Below are 23,804 nucleotides of genomic sequence, written 5' to 3'. Positions count from 1 at the left end.
TCACGCCGTCGCGGGTCGCGCCTGCCCGCCACCGGCGGGCGCCTCGGATGCGCGCGGGGCGTCGTTGCCGGCGGGGGTCTGCGCGGCGATGCCCTGCTCGGAACGGCGGGGAACCTCGATCGGCGGCACGGTCGATACCGGGCGCTCCTCGCTCGAGAGCCACAGTGGGCGCTCAGGCAGCTTGCGCACCTCGGTGAAGATCTCGGCGATGCGGTTGTGGTCGAGGGTCTCCTCTTCGAGCAGCGCGAGGGCGAGGCGATCGAGGATGTCGCGGTTGGCGCTGATCACCTGGTAGGCCTCGTTGTGCGCCTGCTCGATGAGGGCGCGCACCTGCGCGTCGACGCGCTCGGCGATCGTCTCGGAGTACTCGCGTCCGCGGCCCATGTCACGGCCGGCGAACGGCTCGCCGCCCTCGGAGCCGAGCTTGACCGGGCCGAGCTCGGTGGTCATGCCGTACTCGATGACCATCTTGCGGGCGATGCTGGTGGCCTTCTCGATGTCGTTGGAGGCACCGGTGGTGGGGTCGTGGAAGACGAGTTCTTCGGCGACGCGGCCGCCCATCGCGTAGGTGAGCTGGTCCTGCAGCTCGTTGCGGGTGACCGAGTACTTGTCGTCGAGAGGCATGACCATCGTGTAACCGAGGGCCTTGCCACGGGGCAGGATGGTGATCTTGGTGACCGGGTCGGTGTAGTTCATCGCGGCCGCCGCGAGCGCGTGTCCGCCCTCGTGGTACGCGGTGATCAGCTTCTCTTTGTCCTTCATCACGCGGGTGCGGCGCTGAGGACCGGCGATCACACGGTCGATGGCCTCGTCGAGGGCACGGTTGTCGATCAGCTGCGCGTTCGAGCGTGCGGTCAGCAGCGCGGCCTCGTTGAGCACGTTGGCCAGGTCGGCACCGGTGAAGCCGGGGGTCTTGCGGGCGACGACCTCGAGGTCGACCGACTGCGAGAGCGGCTTGCCCTTGGAGTGCACCTCGAGGATCTGCTGGCGGCCCTTGAGGTCGGGGGCGTCAACGCCGATCTGGCGGTCGAAGCGGCCCGGGCGCAGCAGTGCGGGATCGAGGATGTCGGGGCGGTTGGTCGCCGCGATGACGATCACGTTGGCGTTGGGGTCGAAGCCGTCCATCTCGACGAGCATCTGGTTCAGGGTCTGCTCGCGCTCATCGTTGCCGCCGCCCATGCCGGCGCCGCGGTGACGACCGACGGCGTCGATCTCATCGATGAAGATGATCGCGGGGGCGTTCTCCTTGGCCTGCGTGAACAGGTCGCGCACACGGGAGGCACCGACGCCGACGAACATCTCAACGAAGTCCGAACCCGAGATCGAGTAGAAGGGGGCACCGGCTTCGCCGGCCACGGCGCGGGCCAGCAGGGTCTTTCCGGTGCCGGGAGGGCCGTACAGCAGCACGCCCTTGGGGATGCGCGCGCCGATCGCCTGGAACTTGGCGGGATCCTGCAGGAACTCCTTGATCTCGTGCAGTTCCTCGATGGCCTCGTCAGACCCGGCGACGTCGGCGAAGGTGACGGTCGGCGTCTCTTTGCTGACGAGCTTGGCCTTCGACTTGCCGAACTGCATGACCTTGCTGCCGCCGCCCTGCATCGACGAGAGCAGCCACCAGAACAGCAGACCGAGCAGCACCAGGGGCAGCAGCAGTGACAGGAAGCCGTCGAACCAGGTGGCGCGGGGCACGACGTCGTTGGTGTCGGCGGCCTCGATACCGGCCGCGTCGATCGCCTCGACGACCTGGTCGGCGCGCGCCTGCACGTAGTAGAACTGCACGTTCGTGGCGCCCTCGAACTCTTTCGAGAGGGTGAGGTCGACGCGCTGATCACCGTCGGTGTTGACCACCTGCGTCACCGTCTTGCCGCCGAGCAGGTCGAGGCCCTGTTGCACCGTGATCTGCTTCGGTGCGGACAGGTTCGAGATCAGCAGGAAGCCGGCGAACAGCAGAACGCCGATCAACGCGATGTAGATCAGCGGATTCTTGGAGACCTTCTTGACACCCATGATGGGTTCAGCGTACCGCCCGCGCCATTGGGGGCCGCTGTGCGTTCACCGACGGCGTAGCGTCAGGAGTAGACGTGCGGTGCCAGCACGGCGACGTCGCGCAGGTTGCGGTAGCGCTCGGCGTAGTCCAGGCCGTAGCCGACGACGAACTCGACCGGGATGTCGAAGCCGACGTACTTGCAGTCGATCTCGACCTTGGCCGCCTCGGGCTTGCGCAGCAGGGCAAGCACCTCGATCGACTCGGCGCCGCGCGAGGCGAAGTTGTCGAGCAGCCAGCTGAGCGTCAGCCCCGAGTCGATCACGTCTTCGACGATGAGCACGTGCTTGCCGTTGAGGTCGGTGTCGAGGTCTTTGCGGATCTGCACGACACCGCTCGACTTGGTGCTCGCGCCGTAGCTCGACACGGCCATCCAGTCCATCGGAGCGTGGCAGGGCAGAGCGCGGGCGAAGTCGGCCATCACCATGACGGCCCCCTTGAGCACACCGACGAGCAACAGGTCCTTACCCGCGTAGTCGGCGGCGACCTGCTCGGCCAGCTCGGCCAGCTTCGCCTGGATCTGCTCCTCGGTGACGAGGATCTGGGTGAGGTCGTCCTGAATATCGGCGGCGCGCATGCCTCGAGTCTAAATCGGATGCGCGCCGATTCCTGTCGTCTTCCGCATGCGGGCGGCTACTGTGAGCACGACAGGAGCGGGCGTGCGCCCGTGGGGAAGGTGGAACACATGAACCTCGACGACATCCTCAAGCAGGTGCCGGTCGATGACATCGCCGAGCGCTTCGGCGTGAGCCCCGACGTCGCCCGCCGGGCGGCGGAGGAGGGTGGTGCGGCTCTGCTGGGCGGCCTCGCCAAGAACGCCGAGACCGCCGAGGGCTCTTCGGCGATCGAGAAGGCGCTGAGCCGCCACGAGGGGTTCACCGGGGCATCCTCGGTCGACGACGTTGACGCGGCCGACGGCGAGAAGATCATCGGTCACGTGTTCGGTGGCGACGAGAAGCAGGTCGTCGAGGGCCTCACGGCTTCCGAGAAGACGGCCGGCGGCATCGACTTCGGCAAGCTGCTGCCCGTTCTCGCCCCCATCGTGATGGGGCTGATCGCGAACGCGAACAAGGACAAGTCCGGCGGCGGGGGCATCGGCGATCTGATCGGCGGTCTGCTCGGTGGCGGTCAGAACGGCGGCGGTCAGAACGACGGCGGGCTGGCCGGCAGCATCGGCGATCTGCTGGGTGGGCTGCTCGGCGGACGCAAGTAGGACGTCAGCTTCGTGCGGTGAACACGATGCGCCCGCCGTGGCGGCGCGCCGTGCAGGCGGGCAGGTCGATGGGGCCCTGCCCGCTCCAGTCGGTGGCCAGCCGGGCGACCTCCAGGGTCTGCACCCGGGTGAGGCTCACGCCGAACTCGCTGTCGACGACCAGGCGGATGATGCGGTTGCGCAGTGCGGCCGGGTTGGCAGCGAGCGCGGCAGCGCTGACCGAGATGCCCGCTTCGGCGTGCTCGACGATGTCTTCGATCGTCTCGTGGATCATGTCGTCGAAGGCGGCGGTGTCCTCGCGCAACTGCTCGGCGGTGCGGGCGAGCGCCTCGGCGATGCCGGGTCCGAGTTCGGCTTCGAGCACGGGCAGCACGCGCTGGCGCGCGCGCACCCGCGCGAAGCGTTCGTCGGTGTTGTGCGGGTCGTCCCAGACCGCGATGTCGGATGCTGCGCAGAACGCCCGCGTGGTGGCGCGGCGCACGCCCAGCAGCGGGCGCATCCAGCGCAGCCCGTCGTCGTCGACACGCACCGGGGGCATGCCCTGCAGGCTGGCCGCGCCGGCACCGCGGGCGAGACCCAGCAGCACAGTTTCGGCCTGGTCGTCGAGGGTGTGTCCCAGCAGCACGGCGGCGGCGTTCTCGGCGCGGGCGATCCCGCCGATCGCGGCGTAGCGGGCGTCGCGAGCGGCGGCTTCGGGTCCTGCCCCGGTCGCGGTGGCCTCGACTTTGGTGCTCAGCGCGTTATCGACGTCCAGGTGTTCCGCGGCGACGGCGGCGCTGGCCGCGACCTCACCCGATGTCGGTTGCAGCTGGTGGTCGACGGTGAGGCTGAGCACGGTGATCTCGCGCGCCCTGGCCTCGAACACCGTGGCGGCGGTGAGTGCGAGCGAGTCGGCACCCCCGGACAGCGCGACGACCACGGTCGACCGCTCGGGGAGCTCGGCGATGGCAGTGCGCACCGCACGGCGGATCTCGGCGACGGCGGGATTCAGCGAAGGCACCTTCCCACGCTAGCCGCCCGAACGAGCGCGGCGCTCATCGCGAAGTAGGCTGGTCACCGGCATCCACCGCTTTTTTCATCGTCTTTCAAGGAGAGCACCCATGGGCGCACACGACGCCGTCATCGAGATCCCCCGCGGCAGCCGCGTGAAGTACGAGGTCGACCACGAGACGGGGCGCGTGCACCTCGATCGCGTGCTGTACACGACGTTCGGCTACCCGGCTGACTACGGCTACTTCGACAACACGCTCGGTGAGGACGGCGACCCGCTGGACGTGCTCGTGCTGCTCGACCACGCGATCTACCCGGGCGTCGTCGTGAACGTGCGCCCGGTGGCCGTGCTGAAGATGAGCGACGAGGCCGGTGGCGACGACAAGCTGGTCGCCGTGCTGTCGAAGGACCCGCGCTGGGCGCACATCCAGGACCTCGGTGACCTGGCCGAGTACACGAAGAAGGAGATCGAGCACTTCTTCGAGCACTACAAGGACCTCGAGCCCAACAAGTGGGTCAAGGTCGACGCGTGGGGCGATGCCGCTGAGGCCCAGCGCATCCTCGACGAGGCGATCGAGCGTTTCGGCGCCGAGGGCCACTGATCTTCGCGGGCCGCTGAGCCCGAACGACGAAACCCCCGGCCGAGCGGCCGGGGGTTTCGTCGTTATCGCGGGTGGACGCGATCAGATCGCGCCGCGGGCTCTGAGGAAGTTGTAGGGGTTGGCGGTTCCGCCGCCCGTGTAGACCTCGAAGTGCAGGTGGCACCCCTGCGAGGCGCCCGTGTTGCCGGCGTAGCCGATGAGTTGCCCGGCGCTGACCTGCTGGCCGTAGCGCACAGCGAACCGGCTGAGGTGCGCGTAGCCGGTGGCGACGCCACCGCCGTGCTGGATGCGGATGTAGTTGCCGTAGCCACTGTTGTAGAACGCTGCATCGACGCGCCCGGATGAGGCGGCGTAGATGCCTGCGCCGCATCCGTTTGCGAAGTCGGTTCCGCGGTGGAACGTCGAGCGGCAGACGCCGTTGACGCAGCGCGGGGGGCGCGGGCCGTAGTGCGACGAGATGTAGCCGCCGTGCGGGCGGCGCCAGGCGCCGGAGCCCGATCCGCCGGTGCCACCGCCACCTCCTCCGCCACCGCTGGAACCGCCGCCACCACCGTTGTTGTTGGCGGCCTCTTCCTGCTTGCGACGCTCTTCTTCTTCGCGGCGGCGACGCGCTTCTTCTTCCTTGCGCTTGCGCTCGCCCTCCTGGTAACCGGCGACCGTCGCGGTCGTGGTGTCCTTGAGCGCGGCGAGTTGCGCTTCGAGCGTGAGCAGGTTGTCTTGCTTCTGCTGCAGGGCCGCCTGGGCGGCATCCGCGGCCTGCTGCGCGGCGATCATCTTCTGCTCGGCGACCTTCTGCAGCCGATCGCGTTCGTCGCGCGCCTTGACCGCCTGGTCGGTGAGCGACTGCGCCGAGTCGCGGGCGGCGGCGGCGCGGTCGGCGACTGCACGGTTGTACTCGAGCAGCTTGTCCATGCTGCCGAGGCGTTCCAGCAGATCGTCGGCGCCGTCGCCCGAGTTCGAGAGGAACATCTCGAGAGCGGCGTCGTCTCCGTTGTTGCGGTAGATCTGGTTGGCGACCTGGCCGGCTTTCTGCGCGCTCTCATCAGCGATGGCAGACTGCTCGTCAGCCTGAGCCTGCAGGTCTTCGGCCTTGTCTGCCTGCTCGAAGTACGCCTGCTGGGCGGCGTAGAACTCCTCGCCGGCCTTGCGTGCGGCTTCTTCGGCGGCGGCGGCCTGCTGAGTGAGCTGCTCGATCAGACCCTGGATGCGAGTGATCTCGCCGGCCTTGGCGGCCTCGTTGGCCTTCGCGCGCTGAACGTCATCCCAGCTCGGGTAATCGGCGGCGTGAGCGGTGGGACTGCCGGCAGAGATTCCGAAGGCGGTGACCGCGATGGCGCTGAGTGCACCGACGGTGATCGCGCCGCGGCGCGACACCTTGGCCGAGGGCCAGAGGGAGCGTCGCTCTGCGGATGTGGGCGCGCAGTCGCAGTCATCGGATGCTGCAGGCGCATCCTTCAGCACGTCATCGTTCACACGGCATCGTCCCCCGTTTCACAGTTGCCACACTAACAACATTCGTCACAACTGCAACAGGCCTCGTCGGTCTCGCGCGTGCGCGCGAGGCACCTCCATCCTGCCTCGAAACGCCCGGGATACAAGCCGAACCGCCCTCGATTTCACTTTTGGAGGAAAAACCGCTTATGCTTGAGCGTCGGCAAGGGAACCCCCCGGGGATCTCATCCGGCCCCATCGTTTAGCGGCCTAGGACGCCGCCCTTTCACGGCGGTAGCACGGGTTCGAATCCCGTTGGGGTCACTCTTTCCGATACAATTTAACAAGTATGGCCCTGTAGCGCAGTTGGTTAGCGTGCCGCCCTGTCACGGCGGAGGTCGCGGGTTCAAGTCCCGTCAGGGTCGCTCCAAGCGACGGGCCTTCTTTCGAGAAGGCCTTTCGTATCGGACGCGGCAGTTCCACGAAGTGCCGCGCGGCTCTGTAGCTCAGTTGGTAGAGCGTTCGACTGAAAATCGAAAGGTCACCGGATCGATGCCGGTCGGAGCCACAAGGATCATCATTACAGTGATCCCAGAAACCCTCGCGTAGCTTCTACATCGCGGGGGTTTTGCTTTGCCCCCCGGTCGTTGAGCGAGCGCAGCGAGACGAAACGCCTCCACCCACCCCGGTCGGTGAGCGAGCGCAGCGAGACGAAACGCGCCACCCACCCCGGTCGGTGAGCGAGCGCAGCGAGACGAAACGTGTGCCGCCGGATGCGGAGATGCGTCCGATCTGTGCCACTCGGCCGGTCTGGGGCCGGTGGGCCCTCATTCTTGGTTGCTCCCGGCATCGTCGGTCGGGTCGTCGCCGTCGAGATTCACGCCAAACTGACGAGCCAGCGAGTCGAGCGAATCGCTCTCCACCGAAGCCGTGCGCGCTCTGACTATCGCGGCGATTTCTTCTTCCTCGCGGCGCAGACTCTCGAGCCAAGCATCGATCAGCTTGAACGGGATAGGCGCGAAGTCGAACGCATCGACTCCGACGTGGAACTCGCGGTAGTTGTGCGGGCCGAACTCGTGCTCGTGGGTGTGCCCGTGGATGAGTGGGATGCCGTCGTCAATCGGTCGATGCTTGCTGTGCCGGTCAGCTCCCGTGGTGTCGCCGGAGTACGGATAGTGCGAAGCGAGCAGCCGAACACCGCGTCGGGTGCCGTGCAGGATCTCAGGGAGCACCGTCCACCCTGCATCCTCATACAGCGGGCGGAACCGCTCGACTGCGCGATTCGATTGCATTGCAGGCGAGACGCGATCGTGGTTGCCCGGCACAAGCAGCCGACGTCCGTTGAGCCTGCTCGTAAGTCCGATGCTCGTCTCGATCGGCCCGAGCGCAAGATCGCCGAGATGCAGCACGACGTCGTCGGGCCGGACAAGAGCATTCCAGCGCTCGATCATGGTGACGTTCATCTCGTCGACGGACGTGAACGGCCGACTGGCGAGCTCACTGATCCGAGCATGCCCGAAGTGGTTGTCGCTGGTGACGAAGTCGACGGCGTCGAAGTCGAACTCCAGTTGCCTCATCTGCGCAATGCTCCCGTTCATTTGAGCCTCCGAAACACCGTGGACAAGGTGCTCAGCCTAGTCTTCAAGCCAAGCTCGCTGAGAATCTCAGCAGGTGCATCAGCGATGTTGCGACCCGCCATGGCACTGAGACCGATGCGAACGGCGTGCGCTTGGGCACAGTATTCGACCAGCCGAAACGTGTCGTCCAGGCAGCGCTCGATTGTGCGTCCACGTGTAGCTACCGCGATCTGAAGGTGGAAGCCCCCGATGCCCCACCCTTCATCCGCAATCCAGACGGCGGCGACTTCGCCTTGCTGGGCCAGGTCGGTGCCAAGGTCCTCCATGACTTTCTTGTCGAGATTGAGCTGGTTCGACCGATCAACCTCAAACATCAGCATCTCGCGCATTGTTGTACTCCATCCCATTCGAACGCACGTGCGCTCTCCCATATAGGCCGTCAGGCGTGATGTTCGCGGACAAGCTTCGTCAAGTGAGATTCACGGCCAGCGATAGAAGATGTCACTCAGGGCTTCCGCGAAGCGGATGCTGCGCGGAAAGCAGGTTGCCTCCGCATCGTCGAAGCGACTCTCGCACTTGGCTTCGAGGTCACCGATGTAGTCCCCGAGCGCGCTGACCAGTACCGCATGGCCGTGCGACTCCTTGAGAATCAAGTCGAGGTCCTGCTTCGCGTCCATCACGGGCCCTCCCTCAGGTCGAGCAGCGAGTCTATGGCTGCTGCTGCACGCTTCGCGACATCGGAGCGTGCGCGGCTGTAGCGCTCAGTCATCTGCATCGTCGAGTGGCCGAGCACGGCCTGCACGTCATTGGCAGACGCGCCCGCATCGAAGAGAAGCGTGGCCAAGGTGCGCCGAAGGTCGTGAACCCGAAGGTCTCCTCGACGCATCTTTTTGCGCAGTGCTCCCCAATCGATCGCACGCCGGACGTTCGAGGCGTTGAGCCGGCCACCTCGTGGGCCTGTGAACACCGGCTCTCCACGTTGCTTACCTTCCATGGCCTCCGTCAGCAGTCCAACGAGCGCACTCGGAATCGGCACGTCGCATCCCTTGTGCCCCTTGGGGGTGAGTTCGACGCCGCGACCGTCTAGTCCAACGCCGTAGGCACGGCGCACGTGAATGGTGCGATGCGCCAGATCGACGTCTTCAAAGCGCAGTGCAGCCGCCTCGTGGGCGCGCATACCGGTGTACACGAGCCCAGCGATGTAGCGCCGGTAGTGCGCTCCATCAATCGCTTCGAGCAGGATCGTGGCTTCCGCAGCTGTCAGAGCGCGAAACCGAGGGCCAAGCCCGGACTCGACCCGCGGGCGACGCGCAAGGCGTGCCTGGTTCATCGGGATGATTCCTGCCCTGACTGCTCCATCGAGGAGGCGGCTCAGAATGGAAAGCGCGTCGATACGAGTCGAGGCGCTCCCGTTCCATTCCGACATGGCCGTGTCAATGTCGCCCGCAGTCAGCTTTTCGAGTAGCAAGTGCCCGAGCCATGGCTTCACGCGAAGCCGCCATCCGCAGTCGTACGCCCGGACGGTCGAGGCTCGGATGCTGTTCTCTATCACCGGCCAGTAGCGTTCGTGGGTCAAGTCCCGCGACGCCAGCAAGGAACAGTCGCGCGAAGAGTCGGACAAGCTACGCCGTTCACGCGCCGCCATGCGAAGAGCGACCGGTGAGCTGTGAGAACTTTCTTTACTCGTTCAAGACCGACCTCCGGCCGGCTAGGCGGGCTGAAGCGCCGCACTGCGGTGCGTCCGGTCCTCGGCGGCGCTTCAGCCCTACCTCACATGACCGCTACATTCGGAGTATGGGTGTACTCCAGCTTCGACAGCTCGCTACCAACATCGAGAACGCAGTAGGCCCGCACATTGATGTGTCGGACGCCAAGGGCGATGTTGACATGGTTCGTCGAAGCCGAGGCCTGGCCGCATGGACGCTCATGGAGCGCTGCCGCTTACAGCCCGAAGACGCCGCCACGGCTGTAACCGATGGCTTCAACGATCAAGGCATCGATGCGGCCTGGGTCGATCAGGGAACAAAGACGATCTTCCTCGTACAGTCAAAATGGTCGAGCAAAGGAACCGGCTCGATCAGCGCAGGAGACATGCACAAGTTCTTGCAAGGTGTGCGAAATTTCGTCAACGCGGAGTTTGGCCGCTTCAACGCAAAGTTCCAAGACCAGCGGGAGCATTTTGAGGCCGCGTTGGAGGATCTCGACGTGCACATCACATTGCTCGTCGTGCATTCCGGAGCGGACAAGATTTCGGCCGACGCAAGCGCAGCTGTATCAACCCTGCTGGCGGAAATGAATGATCCGATCGAGACGGTGACTTTTGAGTACCTTTCTCAGAAGGAACTTCATAACATCCTGCGCGCGGCCGCGACCGGCAGAAAGCCCGACGTCGATGCAACGCTCTATGACTGGGGCGCGGTAGAGGATCCTTATCGTGCATTCTACGGCCAGGTATCTGCGCAGGAGGTGGCATCGTGGTACAGGGATCACGGAACAAATCTCCTTGCCAGCAACATCCGACAATTCCTCGGCGATTCCGAGGTAAATGCGTCGATCAGCGACACCTTGCTTGAGGCACCGGAGCATTTTTGGTACCTCAACAACGGCATCACGGTCCTGTGCGACAGTTTCACCAAAGCGGCCGCCCAAGGCGCATCGAGGAAGTCAGGTAGATTTCGGTTCTCCGGTGTCTCAATTGTCAACGGGGCTCAGACAGTTGGATGCCTCGCTACGATGGACGTCGAGCACGCAGAGAAAGTCGCCGATGCACGAGTCACAGTCCGCTTCATCTCACTGGAGGGCTGCCCGCCTGGCTTTGCGCAAAGCGTGACTCGAGGCACAAACACCCAGAATCGGGTCGAGCGTCGTGATTTTGTCTCCCTGGATCCGCTTCAGGATTCACTGGCGGTCGAGCTTAATTTGTCTGGCATTCGATATGTGATCAAGAGCGGTGCCGAGACACCAGCACCCGTCAAGGGCTTCACTATCACCGATGCGACTGTTGCACTCGCATGCGCCAACGAGAACGTCGATCTTTCAACCCAAGCCAAGCGCGAAGTTGGACGCCTGTGGATCGGCGCCGAGTCCGAGGACACTTCCTCGCAGTATCGGCGACTCTTTGACTCCACACTCTCCGCACAACGACTCTGGCGCTCAGTTCAGTTGCTTCGAGCTATCGACGGTCGCCTTGCGAACCTAAGAAGCGAGAACACAGGACGCTCTAACCTCGTCGCGGTGCATGGCAACCGATTGATCGCCCACGTTGTGTACTCTCAGCTCGACCCTTGTTGGCCGACAATCGAAGAGGACTCGTTTGCGGCATCCGTGGATTCCGCCAAGGCACTCACGTCGTCAATCTACAAAGAGCTCGTGGCGCTCGTCGACAGCAAGTACGAGGGCAACTACCTCGCCAGCCTCTTCAAGAACGCGACGAAATGCCGTCATCTGGCCGAGGAGATCCAAACACGTCTCAACCACCAATGATGGCGGGAGTGTGCCGGTGCCGTGCCGGTAGCTCCGCTGAAACCACCCTCAAGCAGCCGCGACTAACCATGACGACTTCCGCGGGATCACGCGGCAAACGGCGACCAACAAGCGCCCGCTGGCCCGCCGAATCTAACTGAATATCGAAAGGTCACCGGATCGATGCCGGTCGGAGCCACAAGGATCATCATTACAGTGATCCCAGAAACCCTCGCGTAGCTTCTACATCGCGGGGGTTTTGCTTTGCCCTCCCCCGGTCGTTGAGCGAGCAAAGCGAGACAACACGCGCCACCCACCCCGGTCGTTGAGCGAGCGAAGCGAGATGAAACGCGCTGTCCGTGAGGCTGTACGCGCTGTTGCTGGAGGGGTTGACCGATGCCCCCGGGCTCAGCCTTGAGTCGGCAACCCCTTGACCATTTCGGTCTGGATGCGCCGATCGAGATCGTCGAGCTCAGCCAGAAGCTCAGACGCCACCCAGACCCGGTCGCGCTTGCGTCCTGTGATCTCGCGGATGAAGCCGGCATCCTCAAGCCGGTCAATCGCCGTGTAGGTCGCCTGCGTAGAGGCTCCGGAGTACCGTTCGATCTCCGAGACCGTCATCACCGGATTGTCATAGAAGGCGGGGATGAGAGCAGCGGCCGCAGAGCCCGTGCGTGGCTGGACCTCTGCCATCCACTCCCCCGGGAGCGCCTTGATACGCGCGATGGACACGCGAGAGCACGTCGCCGCCGCGCGAGCGGAACGTGCGAACAGCTCGACCAACGGAGCGGGGTTGCCGAGGCGATATGCCCCGAGGGCTGCGAAGTAGCTATCGCGTTCGGCGAGCAGACCGCTGGCCAGCGGAACGACAGCGTTTCGCGTCACACCTCGCCGACGAAAGACAGCGGAGACCAAGGCTCGGCCGATACGGCCATTGCCATCGGTGAAGGCATGGATCGACTCGAACTGGGCGTGCACGATCGCCGCCTGCGTCAGCACGGGCACATCATCGCGGTTCAGATAGGCGAGCAGGTCGTCCATCAGTGCGGGGACACGCTCGGATGCGGGCGGCACGTGCAGCGCATCTCGAGGCGAGTAGTCGCTTCCGCCGATCCAGTTCTGCATGTCACGCAGGCGGCCGGCGTAGGACGCTTCCTGCGGGTCGTCCTTCATGAGCGCGTGGTGTGCGGCGAGGACGTCGTCCAGTTCGAATCGACCACGATCTCCGGTCACGGTGACGAGCTCGTGCAACGCTGTGCTGGCCGCCACCATGCTCGACGCGGAAATGTTCGAGCGGTTGCCGGCCAGAGCTTTGGCGTAGTCGACCGCATCGGCCGTGATCCGCTCGATCTTGGACGAGGCAACCGATTCCGTACGCATCATGAAGCGGCTCATCGCCGCAGAATGCCCCTCAGCATCCGTGTCTGCCTGAGCAACGGCCAGCAACGCGTGCTCGGATGCCACGATGACCGGCATCGGAGGAAGATACTCCGCGTGCTCGATCATCGGAGGGATCGTCGCCTGTACGACAGTCAGCATCCGGTCGGCGCGGGTTCCTCCACGCACCTGCTGACGCCAAGGCAACACCTCCACCTCGTGGGGCGGCCACTGATGCCCGGTGAACTGTGACGCGTGCATGCTTGATTATGGCAGGTAATACTCAAGAATATGCCATATAAACTGGAATAAGCGCGAGAGTACTTCAGACCACCGTGGCGGTCAACCATGCGCGAGTGTCCCCACCCCCTCCTACGATTAACTGTGCGCTGCCACCCGAGCAGCGCGTTGCACCCCGAGGCACGGGGTCAGTATCCGATCGTGCGCCCGGCGCACCTGATCGCCGGCCTTCCATGCGCGGTGCGCGTGCAGCGGTGCGCCGGCAGAGCGGTGAACATGATGGCAAGCGCGCGCACGGCATCGAAGAAGCTCCTCCGACGGGGCCGCACGACGCTCAGCCTGGTGGCGCTCGGCGTGGCCGTGCTGCTCATCGGCAGCCTCGCCAACGTCGTGTTCGGCGACGATATCGGGCATCCGCCGTCTCTCACCGCCACCCCGACGCCGACCGAACCAACCACCGCACCGTCGCCAGACGCTCCCGCAGGCACACCCGACGACCTCCAGAACGTCACCGCGCTGCAGACACTCGACACCCTGACCGTCAAAGGCCGTGCACCCAAGACCGGCTACTCCCGCGAACAGTTCGGCCCCCGCTGGCAGGATGTCGACCGCAACGGCTGCGACACCCGCAACGACATCCTCGCCCGCGACCTCACCGACATCACCCGCACAGGCACCTGCCGCGTCACCACGGGCACACTCGACGACCCCTTCACCGGGCAGAGGATCGACTTCATCCGAGGTCAAGGAACCAGCGAACTCGTGCAGATCGACCACGTCGTCGCCCTGTCGGATGCCTGGCAGAAAGGCGCCCAACAGCTCAGCTCCGACCAGCGCGCATCGTTCGCCAACGACCCCCTCAACCTGCTCGCCGTCGACGGCTCAGCCAACGCGCAGAAGGGCGACGGCGACGCCGCCACCTGGCTGCCCAAGAACCGCGCCTTCCGGTGCGACTACGTCGCACGCCAGGTCGCCGTGAAGGCCGCCTACAACCTGTGGGTCACGCCCGCCGAACACGACGCGATCACACGAGTGCTCAACACCTGCCCCGACCAGCCGCTACCGACGTCGACGTTCTCGGTTCCGTCTTCCTGACCACGCACCACAGCAGCCGAACCAACCGCCGTGGGCACAGAAATCGGCCCGGACCCCGCCTCTCCGAGGGGAGGAGACGCAGGATCCGGGCCGATTGGACTCAGCCGCGATTCGGGTTACGCAGCGAGCCAGAGGGCTGCGCCCTCGCGCCACCCGAGGCCCGCAGGCCCGGCAGGCAGCAGAACTTCGTGACGCGGGGCCACGACACGCAGACGGCGCCCGGCCAGCTCGACGACGTACACGACATCCGCACCGCGGTACACCGAGGTGACGATCTCGACCGGCACCGGTGCGTCAGCATCCACCGCCGCACGCACGTGCAGGTCTTCCTGACGCAACATCACCTGGCCGTCTTCACCGTCGACCGTTGCGACGGGGGCGGCGCCCCCGATCGTCACCGCGACGTCACTGCCCTGCAGGTAGGCGGTGGCGCCGGAGCGCGTCGCGGGCAGCAGGTTCGCCGAGCCGATGAAGTCGGCCGCGAACGACGAACGCGGCGCGCCGTACAGGTCGGTGGGCGCGCCCTCCTGCTCGATCACTCCCCCGTTCATCAGCACGACGCGGTCCGACAGGCTCATCGCCTCTTCCTGGTCGTGCGTGACGAAGATCGTGGTGAGGCCGAGCGTGCGGTGCAGCTCCTTCAGCTCGATCTGCATGTCTTCGCGCAGACGGGCATCCAGGTTCGACAGGGGCTCATCCAGTAGCAGCACACGCGGCTCGAACGCGATCGCCCGCGCCAGCGCCACGCGCTGCTGCTGTCCGCCCGAAAGCTGCGCCGGATGCCGGTCGGCGAGGTGCCCCATCTGCACGCGTTCCAGCGCACGATGCGACAGCTCGCGCTGCTCGGCCTTCGGCTTGTCGCCCGCCATGCGCAGACCGAAGCGCACGTTCTCGACGACGGTCATGTGCGGAAAGAGCGCGTAGCTCTGGAACATCATGCCCAGGTGGCGCTTCTCCGGAGGCAGGCGCGTCACATCGGTGCCGCCGATCTCGATCGTTCCGCTCGTGGGCGATTCGAGGCCTGCGATACAACGCAGCAGCGTCGTCTTTCCGCATCCCGACGGCCCGAGCAGCGAGATGAACTCACCGGACTCGACCGCCAGGTCGATGCCCTTGAGAACCTGCGTGCTCTTGAAGTCCTTCGTGAGCGAAGAGATGGTGAGCGTAGTCATCAGACGAACAACCTTCCCAGGCCGATGATGCGCTCCAGCACGATCATCAGGGCCACGGTGATGAGAACCATGAGGGTAGAGACGGCGGCGACCGTCGGCGAGGTGCTGAACTCCAGCTGCCCGTAGATCGCGATGGGCAGGGTCTCCAGCTGCGGGCTGCGCAGGAACAGGGCGATCACCGCGTCGTCGAACGAGATGTTGAAGGCGAAGAACGCCCCCGCCGCGATACCCGGTCGCGCAATGGGGAGCACGACGAGACGGTAGCGGTTCCATGCGTTGGCGCCGAGGGTGCGCGATGCCTCTTCGGTGAAGTGGTCGGCGCGGGCCATGACCCCGGTGACGGTGCGCATCACATACGGGATCGCGATCACGACGTGCACCACGATCAGCACACCCACGTTGGGGGCACCGATCGTCATCGAGGTCAGCGACAGCGCACCGATCGCGAGGATGATCGTCGGCAGCGTCAACGGCGACATCAGGAACGCCTGGATCGCGCCGGCCCCGGGGATCGGGAACCGGGTGAGCGCAAGCGCCGCCGCGGTGCCGATCGTCGCGGCGAGGATCGCAACGACGACGCCGACCATCAGGCTGAGACGGAACGGCTCAAGATACGTGTCGGATGTCAGCGCGTCGACGTACCACTCCAGAGTGAACCCCTTCGGGGGGAACGTCAGGAAGCGGCTCTCGCTGATGGAGGCACCAGCCACCACGAGCAGCGGCACGAGCATGTAGAGGGTGATGAAGATCCCCAGCAGGATCGCGAGGATCTTGCCGACGATCGGCACTGAGCGGATCATGCGCGCACCGGTGCCTTTCCGATTCGGGCGGTGGCGGCGAGCACCAGCATGACCCCTGCGAACAGGAGCACGGCCTGGGCGGCAGCGAACGGCCAGTTCAGGTTGGTGGTGGCGTCGACGTAGATCGTCTGCGCGAACACAGGGATCTGCGGCCCACCGATGAAGCGGGGGGTGATGAACGAGCTCACCGAGAGCACGAACACCAGCGACGCTCCCGCAACGATCCCGGGGATCGACAGCGGCAGCACGACGTGCCACAGCGTGCGCCAGAAGCCCGCACCGAGAGTGCGTGAGGCCTCTTCGAGCTGCGGACGGATGCCCGAGATGACCCCGAGGATGCTGAGCACGGCGAACGGCAGCAGCACCTGGACCATCGCGATCACGACGCCCACCTCGGTGCCGAGGAAGCCCTGCGCACTCTGCGCGATCCACTCGGCACCCGGAATCTGCATGAGCAGGCCCATCGGGCCCATCAGCACGACCCAGCCGAACGTGCGCACCACGACGCTCGTCATGAGCGGAAGGATGATGACGATCAGCAGGAACGACCGCACCTTCGCGCCGGCCCTGGCCATGATGTACGACAGTGGTACGGCCAGCAGCAGGGTGACGAGCGTCTGGATGACCCCCAGGCGGAGTGAACGCCACGCCGCCTGGAGGTGGTACTCGCTGGTGAACAGACGAGTGAAGTTCTCCAGAGTGAACCCGCCTGCCGACGCCTGAACGCTCATGAGAAGCATGCCGGCAACCGGGGTGACGAAGCCGATCGTGAGCAGAGCCAGCGCCGGCAGGAGGAGCAGCCAGGGCTCCTTACGGGTTCGGATACTCATTGGGTGATCAGTGCGTTCCAGGAGTCGATCCACGCCTGACGCTCACCGGCGATGTCACCGGGGGCGTAGACAACGGCCGCGTCGAGGGCTTCGCCGGTGAGCACCGACTCGGCAGCCTCTGCCGACAGCTCGGTGGCCGAGTTGACCGGCGAGTAGCGCATCTCTTCGGCGAACACCTTCTGCGCCTCGGGGCGCAGCTCGAAGTCGACGAACAGCTTTGCCAGCTCGGTGTTCTCACGGCCCGAGACCACGTTGGCGGTGATCAGCGAGGCAGTCACGCCCTCTTCGGGAACGATGAACTCGACCGGAAGACCCGCGTCCTGCAGGGTGCCGGCGTAGTCCATGGCGTACGGGGCGAGCCACGTGCCGCGCTGGGCGAATGCCGTCTGCAGGTCGGGCGACGTGGGAACCACGATCGCGTCACCGGATGCCGCGAGTGCACCGAGGTCGGCGATGGCCTGCTCGGTGTCGTCGATGCCGCCGCCGAGCACGTCTGCGACGCGCAGCATCGACAGAACGCCGTACGAGTTGCTCAGGTCGGGCAGGGCGACGTGACCGGCGTAGGCCTCATCGAACAGGTCTTCCCACGAGGTCGGCGCGGGTGCACCGGACTCGGTGTTGTAGACCAGGCCGATCGGGGCCAGCTGGATCACGGGGCCTTCGCCGCGCTCCAGGCCGGCGGTTGCGACCGAGACGAGGTTGTCGTACTCCGACAGGTCGTCAGCGGCGATCGGGTCGATCAGCCCCTCCTGCGCGGCGGTGTACTCCTGGCCGCCCGAGAAGTGGACGACGTCGATCTGCGGGCTGGCCTTCTGCGCGGTGACCTGGGCGAGCGCGTCGGCGCTGTACAGCGTGACGAGTTCGACGTTGGCACCGGTCTCGGCCTCGAACGGGTCGACGACGGCGGTGACGAACGCCTTCTCCCAGTCGCCACCGAACGTGGTGACGACGATGGTCTCGCCGGCGTAGGGCTTGTCGGCGTCGCCGTCGGCGCTCGGGGTGTCAGCGGCGCCGCTGCAACCTGTGAGCGCGAGCGCTCCGATGGTCGCCAGGGCACCGAGGGTCATGAACTTTCGGGTTTTCATGCATACTCCTTCGTATCAATCATCGGGGACGGAGAGGTCCTCGGGTCGCGTGCTGTCAGGCGACGCGGCCGATGGTGAGGTTCTTGGCACCGTCGATGCGGATCGCGGCGCTCTCGGTGGCGAATTCTTCAAGGCCCTCGGTCACGCGGGCCCAGATGTTGACCGGGGTCCAACCGAGCGGGCCGAAGACGCGTGCGCCACCGGCGTAGAAGACACCGATCTCGTACCACTCGAAGGGCAGGCCGCCCATCTGCATGGGACGCTGCCAGTACCACATGAGGTCTCCGGGGGCCGGAACGACCTGCTGGTTCTCGTGCGGGATCGCCTCGGGGTCGAAGCCCTGTGCCTCTTCGGGCAGGCCCACCATGACCTCGGGGCCGGCGTACATGGCGTGCATCGCCTGCATCGTCACCGGCTTCTCGAGTGCGCCCCACAGCGCGGCGCAGGTCTCGGGCGCCAGGTCCTCAAGGAGCGTGGCGATGGCGCGCGTGCCGTTTTCGTACTCGAGGAAGATCTGCTTGGTCATGCTGTTCCTTTCTTTGCGGCGCACGCGCCGGCTGCTCGTTCCTGTGCTGCGGCGATCAGCGCCGCGTACAGGGGGGTCTCTTCGGCGCTTTCCGCGCCGGCAAGCTTCTCGGGGTGCCACTGCACGCCCCAGTAGGCCCAGTCGTCGTCGGGCTCGATCGCCTCGACGATGCCGTCGGGCGCCCAGGCGACCGCCCGGAACCCCTCGGCGAGGCGGTCGACCGCCTGATGATGGATCGTGTTGACGGTGCGCTCGGTCACCCCGTAGGCACGACTCAGACGACTGCCGGCGTCGAGGCGCACCGGGTGGCGCTCATCGAGCTGCGCCGCACCGGTGGTGGGGCGGTGGGTGGTCGTCGCATCGATGTCGACGATCAGACTGCCACCGAAGGCCACATTGGTCACCTGCATGCCGCGGCAGATGGCCAGAACCGGGATGCCGCGTTCGCGCGCACCGCGCACAAGGGCGATCTCGTACTCGTCGCGGGCGGGGTCGTAGGTCTTGCCGGCTTCGGGGGCCGCACCGTAGCGCGACGGGTCGAGATCCTGCCCACCCGAGATCACCAGTCCGTCGATCCGGTCGAGCACCGTATCGACAGCGGCGGTCGGGGGCAGCAGCACGACGGCACCACCGGCCGCTTCGACCGGAGCGGCGTACTCGGCCCCCAGCGTGTGCATGGGGCGGGCGTCGCCGAGCTCGGTGTCGAAGGTGCGGCGCCAGGTGCTGATGCCGATGAGCGGGGCGGTCACGACAGCTCGATCCACGTCGACTTGAGGTCGGTGAACTTCTCGAGAGCGTGCAGGCTCTTGTCGCGCCCGTAGCCGGAGCCCTTGACTCCGCCGAACGGCATGGTCATGTCGCCCTCTTCGAAGCAGTTCACCCACACGACGCCGGCCTTGATGCGACGCGAGACCCGGTGCACGGCGTTGAGGTCGTTGCTCCAGAGCGCCGCGGCCAGACCGTACTCCGTGCCGTTGGCGATCGCCAGCGCGTCATCGAGGTCGTCGTAGGCGATGACCGAGAGCACCGGGCCGAACACCTCGCGGCGTGCAACCTCGTTCTCGGGAGTCACACCGACAACGACGGGAGCGAAGTAGCTGCCGCCCGCGACGGCGTCGAAGCGCTCAGCGCCACCGGCGGCGATCTCGGCGCCTTCAGCATCCGCACGCTCGACGAAACCGGCGATGCTGCGCAGCTGGTTCTCGCTCACGATCGCTCCCATCGAGGTGGTCACCTCGAACGGGTCGGCGGGCAGCGTGGTGCGCGCCACCTCGGCGGCGATCTCGAGAGCACGATCGCGGTCGGCGCGGGGCACGAGCAGCCGCGACGAGGCCGTGCACATCTGGCCCTGGTTGTAGAAGCACCCATCGGCGGTGGCGCGCACGGCGCGCTCGAGGTCGGCATCGGGCAGCACGAGGCTGGCGGTCTTGCCGCCGAGCTCGGGCCAGACGCGCTTTCCGTTGGAGAGACCCGAGTAGGTGAGGAACTTGCGTCCCACCTCGGGCGAGCCGGTGAAGGTGATGACGTCGACGTCGTTGTGCTCGCCGAGCGCGCGGCCGGCCTCGTGGCCCCGGCCCGGGGTGACGTTGAGCACGCCGGCGGGGATGCCCGCTTCGAGGGCGAGTTCGGCCAGACGCAGCGCCGAGAAGCTGGAGTTCTCGGCGGGCTTGAGCACGACGCTGTTGCCGACGGCGAGCGCGGGGGCGAGCTTCCACGCGGTCATCGTGAGGGGGAAGTTCCAGGGCACGACGGCGGCGACGACACCGGCGGGTTCGCGGGTAACCAGCGCGAGGCTGTTGGGCGAGGTGACCGGAAGCTCGTCGAGCACCTTGTCGACGGCTTCGCCGTACCAGCGGAAGCAGTTGACGACGGCGCGCATCTCGGTCTGCAGCGCTTCGCGGATCGGCTTGCCCATCTCGAGCGAGATCAGCAGGGCCAGTTCTTCGGCGTTGTCGTGGATCTTCTGCGCGAAGGCGATCAGCGCCTGTCCGCGCTCGCGGGGCGCGCGCTGCGACCAGCATCCGCTGTCGAAGGCGGCGCGTGCCGAGCGCACGGCGCGGTCGACGTCGGCATCGGATGCCGCCGAGATCGCGGGCAGTGCACGTCCGTCGCGCGGGCTGATCGGGGTGAGCGGCTCCGCCGATCCCTGCACCCACTCGCCATCGATGAGCAAGCCCGTCCGGAGGTGAAGTGCCGCTGCGCGCTGTTCCCAGTCGCTACCCGTTGCCGTGAACACGATGATCCTTTCATCTGTGGAAGTCCCACAGATGATGATAGTCGCCGGTTTTCGCCAGAAATGCAACCGTAGATGAACTATCTCGCCACTAGGGCGGGATTTGTGAGCGATCTCGCTATATTCGGATGGCCCCCGTAAGCGGCTCCTCATCGGCGTCGATCAGAGTGTCGACCATCAGCGAACCGCGCAGAACCGGCGCGATCACCACGAGCGAATCGACAACCTCCAGGCCCTCGTGCTGAGCGATCGTCGGACCGGTCAGGAACTCGTAGAACTCCGCTTCGTCCCGCACGAGCACGTTCAACAGCAACTGCGAGGTTCCCGTGGTCGCCACGATGAACTTCACCTCGGGGGCCGTGGCGAGCGCCGACCCCACGGCCTCCATGTCTGCCATCGGCACACGGAACCAGACCAGAGCCTCCAGACCCAGACCGAACAGTGACGGCAGCACCTCGGTTCGCGGATGCATGAGCCCGCGCCGCTGCAGCGACTCCATGCGGCGACGCGTCGTGGTGACATTCAGGCCCACGTCGCGCGCGAGCTGCGCCACCGGCATCCGCCCGTCGCGCAGCAGCAGCTCGATGAGCGCATGCTCATCGGGAGACAACGAATCACCCGGATCCAAGGGGCCGGACGGGCCCGGGTCGAGCATCCGCACCTGCTCGTCGCTGAGAATGTCGACCCTCCAGTCATGCCCGGAACGGAAGAACTTCAGCACCGTGGTGACGTGAATCGACTCCACTCCGCGCAGTTCGCGGAAGTCGGTGAACAGCAGTTCGCGGATCGCCGCATCATCACGCGGCAGCAGCATCCCCGTGACGTCACTGCTGCCTTCGAGCACCGACACCGACGACGCATCGGGCCGCCGCGCCAACGAACGAGCCACACTCCACAGCGCCCGCGGCTGGGTGGTGATGCGGAACAGCACGGCGCGCGCATGCAGTACGCGCGCCGGATCGACATAGGTCGACACCCGTACGAGGCCGCTGTCGAGAAGGCGCTGACCGCGCCGGGCGACGGTGCGCTCAGGCAGATCCAACGCCCGCCCGATCTCGCCCCATGAGGCTCGGCCGTTCACTTGCAGGGCGGCGGCGATCAGTCGGTCGGAGTCATCGGCCTTAAGGTCGTTCACAGTTGAAGGCTACCGAAACGGCCAAGCAGGACCCTGGCATGGGAGATCGCACATGGTCGGGGCACCAAGTGTGGCGATTAGCACATTGTCGGGATGGTGACGGTTCCGTAGCGTTGCTTCCGTGAGCGACGACGCGACGACGACCCGCACCGCCCGGCCGCAGGCCGAAGCGGCCGCTCGGCGCATGCTCTCGCTTCTCGCCAGGGGCGCTGCGCTCTCCGACTTCCAAGACGAGATGCGGGCGGTCAGCGAGGCCCTACCGGACGGCGAGCGCGCCGCCGTCGACGAAGTCTTCCTCGAAGCGATGCAGATCCGGATGCACCAGAGCGAGCGCTCCACCCGTGAGAACGCGCTCGAGAACCTGCTCGCGACCATGCGCGAAGTCGCCCAGGAGGAAGATGCCACGAGTGTGCTCACAGCCATCGTGACGCGCACGCGCCGCCTGCTGCTGAGCGACTCGGCCTACTACCTGCGCTACGACCCGCCCAAGGGCTTCGTGATGCACGTGTCGTCCGGTCTCGTCTCGACGACATTCGCCACCGTGCGGTTCTCCGACCAGTACGGCATCTGCGGCCGCGTACGTCGTGAAGGCTCCCCTGTCAGCACGAGCGATTACCTCAACGACGCCTCGTTCGACCACTCCCCAACGATCGACGTCGGAGCCCATGAAGAGGGCTTGCGTGCGGTCATCGCGGCACCAGTGATTCACCAGGGCACCCTCCTCGGCATTCTCTTCGCCGCAGACCGGCACGAGCGCACCTTCTCACGTCACGATCTCGCCCTACTGCGCGAGCTCGCCGAGCACGCCGGCATCTTTCTCGGTCGCAGCGAACGCACCGCCGCGACGACACCCCGCACCGCAGCAGCCTCACTCGCTTCGCTGGAGCGGGTCGATGATCGCACACGGCTAGCGGTGGAGTTCCAGGACCGTCTCTTGGCCGTACTGATGCGCTCGGGAACGCCCCACGAGGTCATCGACCTCTGCCGCGAGAGCTTCGCCGGACATACCCGAATCGAAGACCCGTTCGGCCGGGTCATCGCAGGCGACCCGCCATCACCATCGGTCGATACCAGCTCCGAGCTGGAGTTTCCTCTCGGCTCGACGAGCGCACGCCTGGGGACGCTGATCTACCAGCACAGCTCCGACCCCGACCCCGTCGTGGAACTCGCGCTGGGCAAGGCCGCTCACGTGTCCGCATTGCTCCTGTTCCCCTCACGAGCCACCGAACTGCAGAATGCCTCCACGGCGTCAGCCCTACTTCGCGGTGCGCTGCACGACAGCGCAGGCTCGTACGATGACGCCGTCGCCGACGCCCTTGGCCGTCGGCGTGCCGAACTCGACGTCGCCGCACTCGACGTCGCCAACCGCGATCCCGCCGAGCTGTTGGGCGAATTCACCCCGCTCGTCGCCCGGCGAAGCGGCGCCGTCGTCGACCGCGGCGACCACCTGCTGATCGTTGCGCCCGCCGTCACCGGGCTTCTCGATGAGATCGTTGAGCGCCTCGCACACACAGGCGCGGCGGCCCCGACAGCAGCGCTGCGAGCGGCAGATGAGAGCATCCTCTCTGTCGCCGCTGAGGAAGCCGATACAGCACGCCGCCTGCTACACGCGCTCGGCGCCACGGGAACCACCGCCGACACCCGCACTCTGAGTGCTTTGCCCAGCGTGTTCGCCCGTGCCCGCCCCGGCGAACTGGCCGAACTCATCCGCAATGAGCTCGGCGCGATCCTCGACTACGACCGGCGTCACCACACCGACCTGCTCGACACGGTCCGCGCGGTTCACGCCGCCGGCCGGGACCTGCGCAGCGCAAGCGCAGCGCTCGGCATCCACCCCAACACACTGCACCAGCGCCTCCAGCGCATCGACACGATCACCGGTGCCGCCTGGGACGACGAAGACACCCGCTTCCGTCGAGCCCTGGCGTTGCGCGCACTCGACGCGCGACGCCGCAGCCCATCCCGCTGACCGCGCTCCATTCCACTCACCTG

General features: G+C 66.1%; 22 protein-coding genes and 3 tRNA genes. 8 read left to right on the top strand and 17 right to left on the bottom strand.

All coding sequences use genetic code 11. From position 1 onward, the window contains the following. Entirely contained in the window at positions 1–2,007 is a 2,007-nt protein-coding gene (gene ftsH / locus PTQ19_RS02065; RefSeq protein ID WP_274368263.1) for an ATP-dependent zinc metalloprotease FtsH, read from the bottom strand. Between the two features lie 62 nt (positions 2,008–2,069). Next, positions 2,070–2,621, bottom strand: coding sequence for a hypoxanthine phosphoribosyltransferase (gene hpt, locus PTQ19_RS02060; protein ID WP_274368262.1), 552 nt, complete (start codon positions 2,619–2,621; stop codon positions 2,070–2,072). 108 nt (positions 2,622–2,729) lie between these two features. On the opposite strand from hpt, the gene PTQ19_RS02055 reads away from it, so the two are divergent. After that, the gene (locus PTQ19_RS02055; RefSeq protein ID WP_179409190.1) at positions 2,730–3,257 is read left to right on the top strand and encodes a DUF937 domain-containing protein; all 528 of its coding nucleotides are present in this window, start codon (positions 2,730–2,732) and stop codon (positions 3,255–3,257) included. A gap of 4 nt (positions 3,258–3,261) precedes the next feature. Here the strand turns inward: PTQ19_RS02055 and tilS are convergent, their stop codons facing one another. Beyond that, a complete protein-coding gene (gene tilS / locus PTQ19_RS02050; protein ID WP_274368261.1) occupies positions 3,262–4,257 on the bottom strand; it encodes a tRNA lysidine(34) synthetase TilS in 996 nt (331 codons plus the stop codon). Between the two features lie 100 nt (positions 4,258–4,357). Here tilS and ppa point away from each other — a divergent pair, with 100 nt between their 5' ends. Next, on the top strand, positions 4,358–4,849 hold the full coding sequence (gene ppa, locus PTQ19_RS02045; protein ID WP_179409192.1) for an inorganic diphosphatase: 492 nt from the start codon (positions 4,358–4,360) through the stop codon (positions 4,847–4,849). Between the two features lie 81 nt (positions 4,850–4,930). Here the strand turns inward: ppa and PTQ19_RS02040 are convergent, their stop codons facing one another. Then, complete coding sequence (locus PTQ19_RS02040; protein WP_274368260.1) at positions 4,931–6,322, bottom strand: M23 family metallopeptidase; 1,392 nt, start codon at positions 6,320–6,322, stop codon at positions 4,931–4,933. Positions 6,323–6,531: 209 nt separating this feature from the next. Here PTQ19_RS02040 and PTQ19_RS02035 point away from each other — a divergent pair. The 3 genes from PTQ19_RS02035 (at position 6,532) to PTQ19_RS02025 (ending at position 6,848) form a co-directional block, all read left to right on the top strand. Next, positions 6,532–6,604, top strand: a tRNA-Glu gene (locus PTQ19_RS02035). Between the two features lie 27 nt (positions 6,605–6,631). Continuing rightward, positions 6,632–6,705: transfer RNA gene (locus PTQ19_RS02030), tRNA-Asp, on the top strand. Positions 6,706–6,775: 70 nt separating this feature from the next. Beyond that, positions 6,776–6,848 (top strand) — tRNA-Phe (locus PTQ19_RS02025). A gap of 259 nt (positions 6,849–7,107) precedes the next feature. On the opposite strand, the gene PTQ19_RS02020 is transcribed toward PTQ19_RS02025, so the two are convergent. From PTQ19_RS02020 to PTQ19_RS02005, 4 genes are all read right to left on the bottom strand, one after another. After that, positions 7,108–7,857, bottom strand: coding sequence for a hypothetical protein (locus tag PTQ19_RS02020; protein ID WP_274368259.1), 750 nt, complete (start codon positions 7,855–7,857; stop codon positions 7,108–7,110). 17 nt (positions 7,858–7,874) lie between these two features. Continuing rightward, positions 7,875–8,246 (bottom strand): hypothetical protein, encoded by a 372-nt coding sequence (locus PTQ19_RS02015; RefSeq protein WP_274368258.1) that lies wholly within the window; start codon positions 8,244–8,246, stop codon positions 7,875–7,877. A 90-nt stretch (positions 8,247–8,336) separates the two neighbouring features. Next, positions 8,337–8,537, bottom strand: a complete 201-nt coding sequence (locus tag PTQ19_RS02010; RefSeq protein WP_274368257.1) for a hypothetical protein — start codon at positions 8,535–8,537, stop codon at positions 8,337–8,339. Continuing rightward, positions 8,534–9,433: a tyrosine-type recombinase/integrase gene (locus PTQ19_RS02005; protein WP_274368256.1), complete on the bottom strand. Its 900-nt coding sequence runs from the start codon at positions 9,431–9,433 to the stop codon at positions 8,534–8,536. Before PTQ19_RS02005 ends, PTQ19_RS02010 begins: the two co-directional genes overlap by 4 nt. Before the next feature lie 218 nt (positions 9,434–9,651). On the opposite strand from PTQ19_RS02005, the gene PTQ19_RS02000 reads away from it, so the two are divergent. After that, positions 9,652–11,340 carry an AIPR family protein gene (locus PTQ19_RS02000; RefSeq protein WP_274368255.1) on the top strand — a complete coding sequence of 563 codons (1,689 nt, stop codon included), beginning with the start codon at positions 9,652–9,654 and terminating at the stop codon, positions 11,338–11,340. A 387-nt stretch (positions 11,341–11,727) separates the two neighbouring features. Here the strand turns inward: PTQ19_RS02000 and PTQ19_RS01995 are convergent, their stop codons facing one another. Further along, positions 11,728–12,957 (bottom strand): Fic family protein, encoded by a 1,230-nt coding sequence (locus PTQ19_RS01995; protein WP_274368254.1) that lies wholly within the window; start codon positions 12,955–12,957, stop codon positions 11,728–11,730. A gap of 180 nt (positions 12,958–13,137) precedes the next feature. Between PTQ19_RS01995 and PTQ19_RS01990 the strand changes: the two genes are divergently transcribed. Next, the gene (locus PTQ19_RS01990; RefSeq protein WP_274368253.1) at positions 13,138–14,031 is read left to right on the top strand and encodes an HNH endonuclease family protein; all 894 of its coding nucleotides are present in this window, start codon (positions 13,138–13,140) and stop codon (positions 14,029–14,031) included. A gap of 116 nt (positions 14,032–14,147) precedes the next feature. Here PTQ19_RS01990 and PTQ19_RS01985 read toward each other — a convergent pair whose 3' ends face one another. The 8 genes from PTQ19_RS01985 to PTQ19_RS01950 form a co-directional block, all read right to left on the bottom strand. Then, complete coding sequence (locus tag PTQ19_RS01985) at positions 14,148–15,203, bottom strand: ABC transporter ATP-binding protein (protein WP_206550594.1); 1,056 nt, start codon at positions 15,201–15,203, stop codon at positions 14,148–14,150. Then, positions 15,203–16,003: an ABC transporter permease gene (locus tag PTQ19_RS01980; protein ID WP_274368252.1), complete on the bottom strand. Its 801-nt coding sequence runs from the start codon at positions 16,001–16,003 to the stop codon at positions 15,203–15,205. The genes PTQ19_RS01985 and PTQ19_RS01980 overlap by 1 nt, the downstream gene beginning before the upstream one ends. Next, complete coding sequence (locus PTQ19_RS01975) at positions 16,000–16,833, bottom strand: ABC transporter permease (RefSeq protein WP_179409196.1); 834 nt, start codon at positions 16,831–16,833, stop codon at positions 16,000–16,002. The genes PTQ19_RS01980 and PTQ19_RS01975 overlap by 4 nt, the downstream gene beginning before the upstream one ends. Next, positions 16,830–17,918, bottom strand: coding sequence for an extracellular solute-binding protein (locus PTQ19_RS01970; RefSeq protein ID WP_206821152.1), 1,089 nt, complete (start codon positions 17,916–17,918; stop codon positions 16,830–16,832). The genes PTQ19_RS01975 and PTQ19_RS01970 overlap by 4 nt, the downstream gene beginning before the upstream one ends. Positions 17,919–17,973: 55 nt before the next feature. Then, the gene (locus PTQ19_RS01965; protein WP_179409198.1) at positions 17,974–18,444 is read right to left on the bottom strand and encodes a DUF3830 family protein; all 471 of its coding nucleotides are present in this window, start codon (positions 18,442–18,444) and stop codon (positions 17,974–17,976) included. After that, on the bottom strand, positions 18,441–19,193 hold the full coding sequence (locus tag PTQ19_RS01960) for a gamma-glutamyl-gamma-aminobutyrate hydrolase family protein (protein WP_274368251.1): 753 nt from the start codon (positions 19,191–19,193) through the stop codon (positions 18,441–18,443). The genes PTQ19_RS01965 and PTQ19_RS01960 overlap by 4 nt, the downstream gene beginning before the upstream one ends. Then, the gene (locus tag PTQ19_RS01955) at positions 19,190–20,680 is read right to left on the bottom strand and encodes an aldehyde dehydrogenase family protein (protein ID WP_206822788.1); all 1,491 of its coding nucleotides are present in this window, start codon (positions 20,678–20,680) and stop codon (positions 19,190–19,192) included. The genes PTQ19_RS01960 and PTQ19_RS01955 overlap by 4 nt, the downstream gene beginning before the upstream one ends. A gap of 115 nt (positions 20,681–20,795) precedes the next feature. Continuing rightward, positions 20,796–21,812: an Lrp/AsnC family transcriptional regulator gene (locus tag PTQ19_RS01950; RefSeq protein WP_206550600.1), complete on the bottom strand. Its 1,017-nt coding sequence runs from the start codon at positions 21,810–21,812 to the stop codon at positions 20,796–20,798. A gap of 121 nt (positions 21,813–21,933) precedes the next feature. Between PTQ19_RS01950 and PTQ19_RS01945 the strand changes: the two genes are divergently transcribed. Further along, the gene (locus PTQ19_RS01945) at positions 21,934–23,781 is read left to right on the top strand and encodes a helix-turn-helix domain-containing protein (protein ID WP_274368250.1); all 1,848 of its coding nucleotides are present in this window, start codon (positions 21,934–21,936) and stop codon (positions 23,779–23,781) included. Positions 23,782–23,804 lie beyond the last annotated feature (23 nt).

The organism is Microbacterium esteraromaticum, from assembly GCF_028747645.1.
Taxonomy (GTDB): domain Bacteria; phylum Actinomycetota; class Actinomycetes; order Actinomycetales; family Microbacteriaceae; genus Microbacterium; species Microbacterium esteraromaticum_C.
This window is presented reverse-complemented; position numbering and strand designations above follow the sequence as displayed.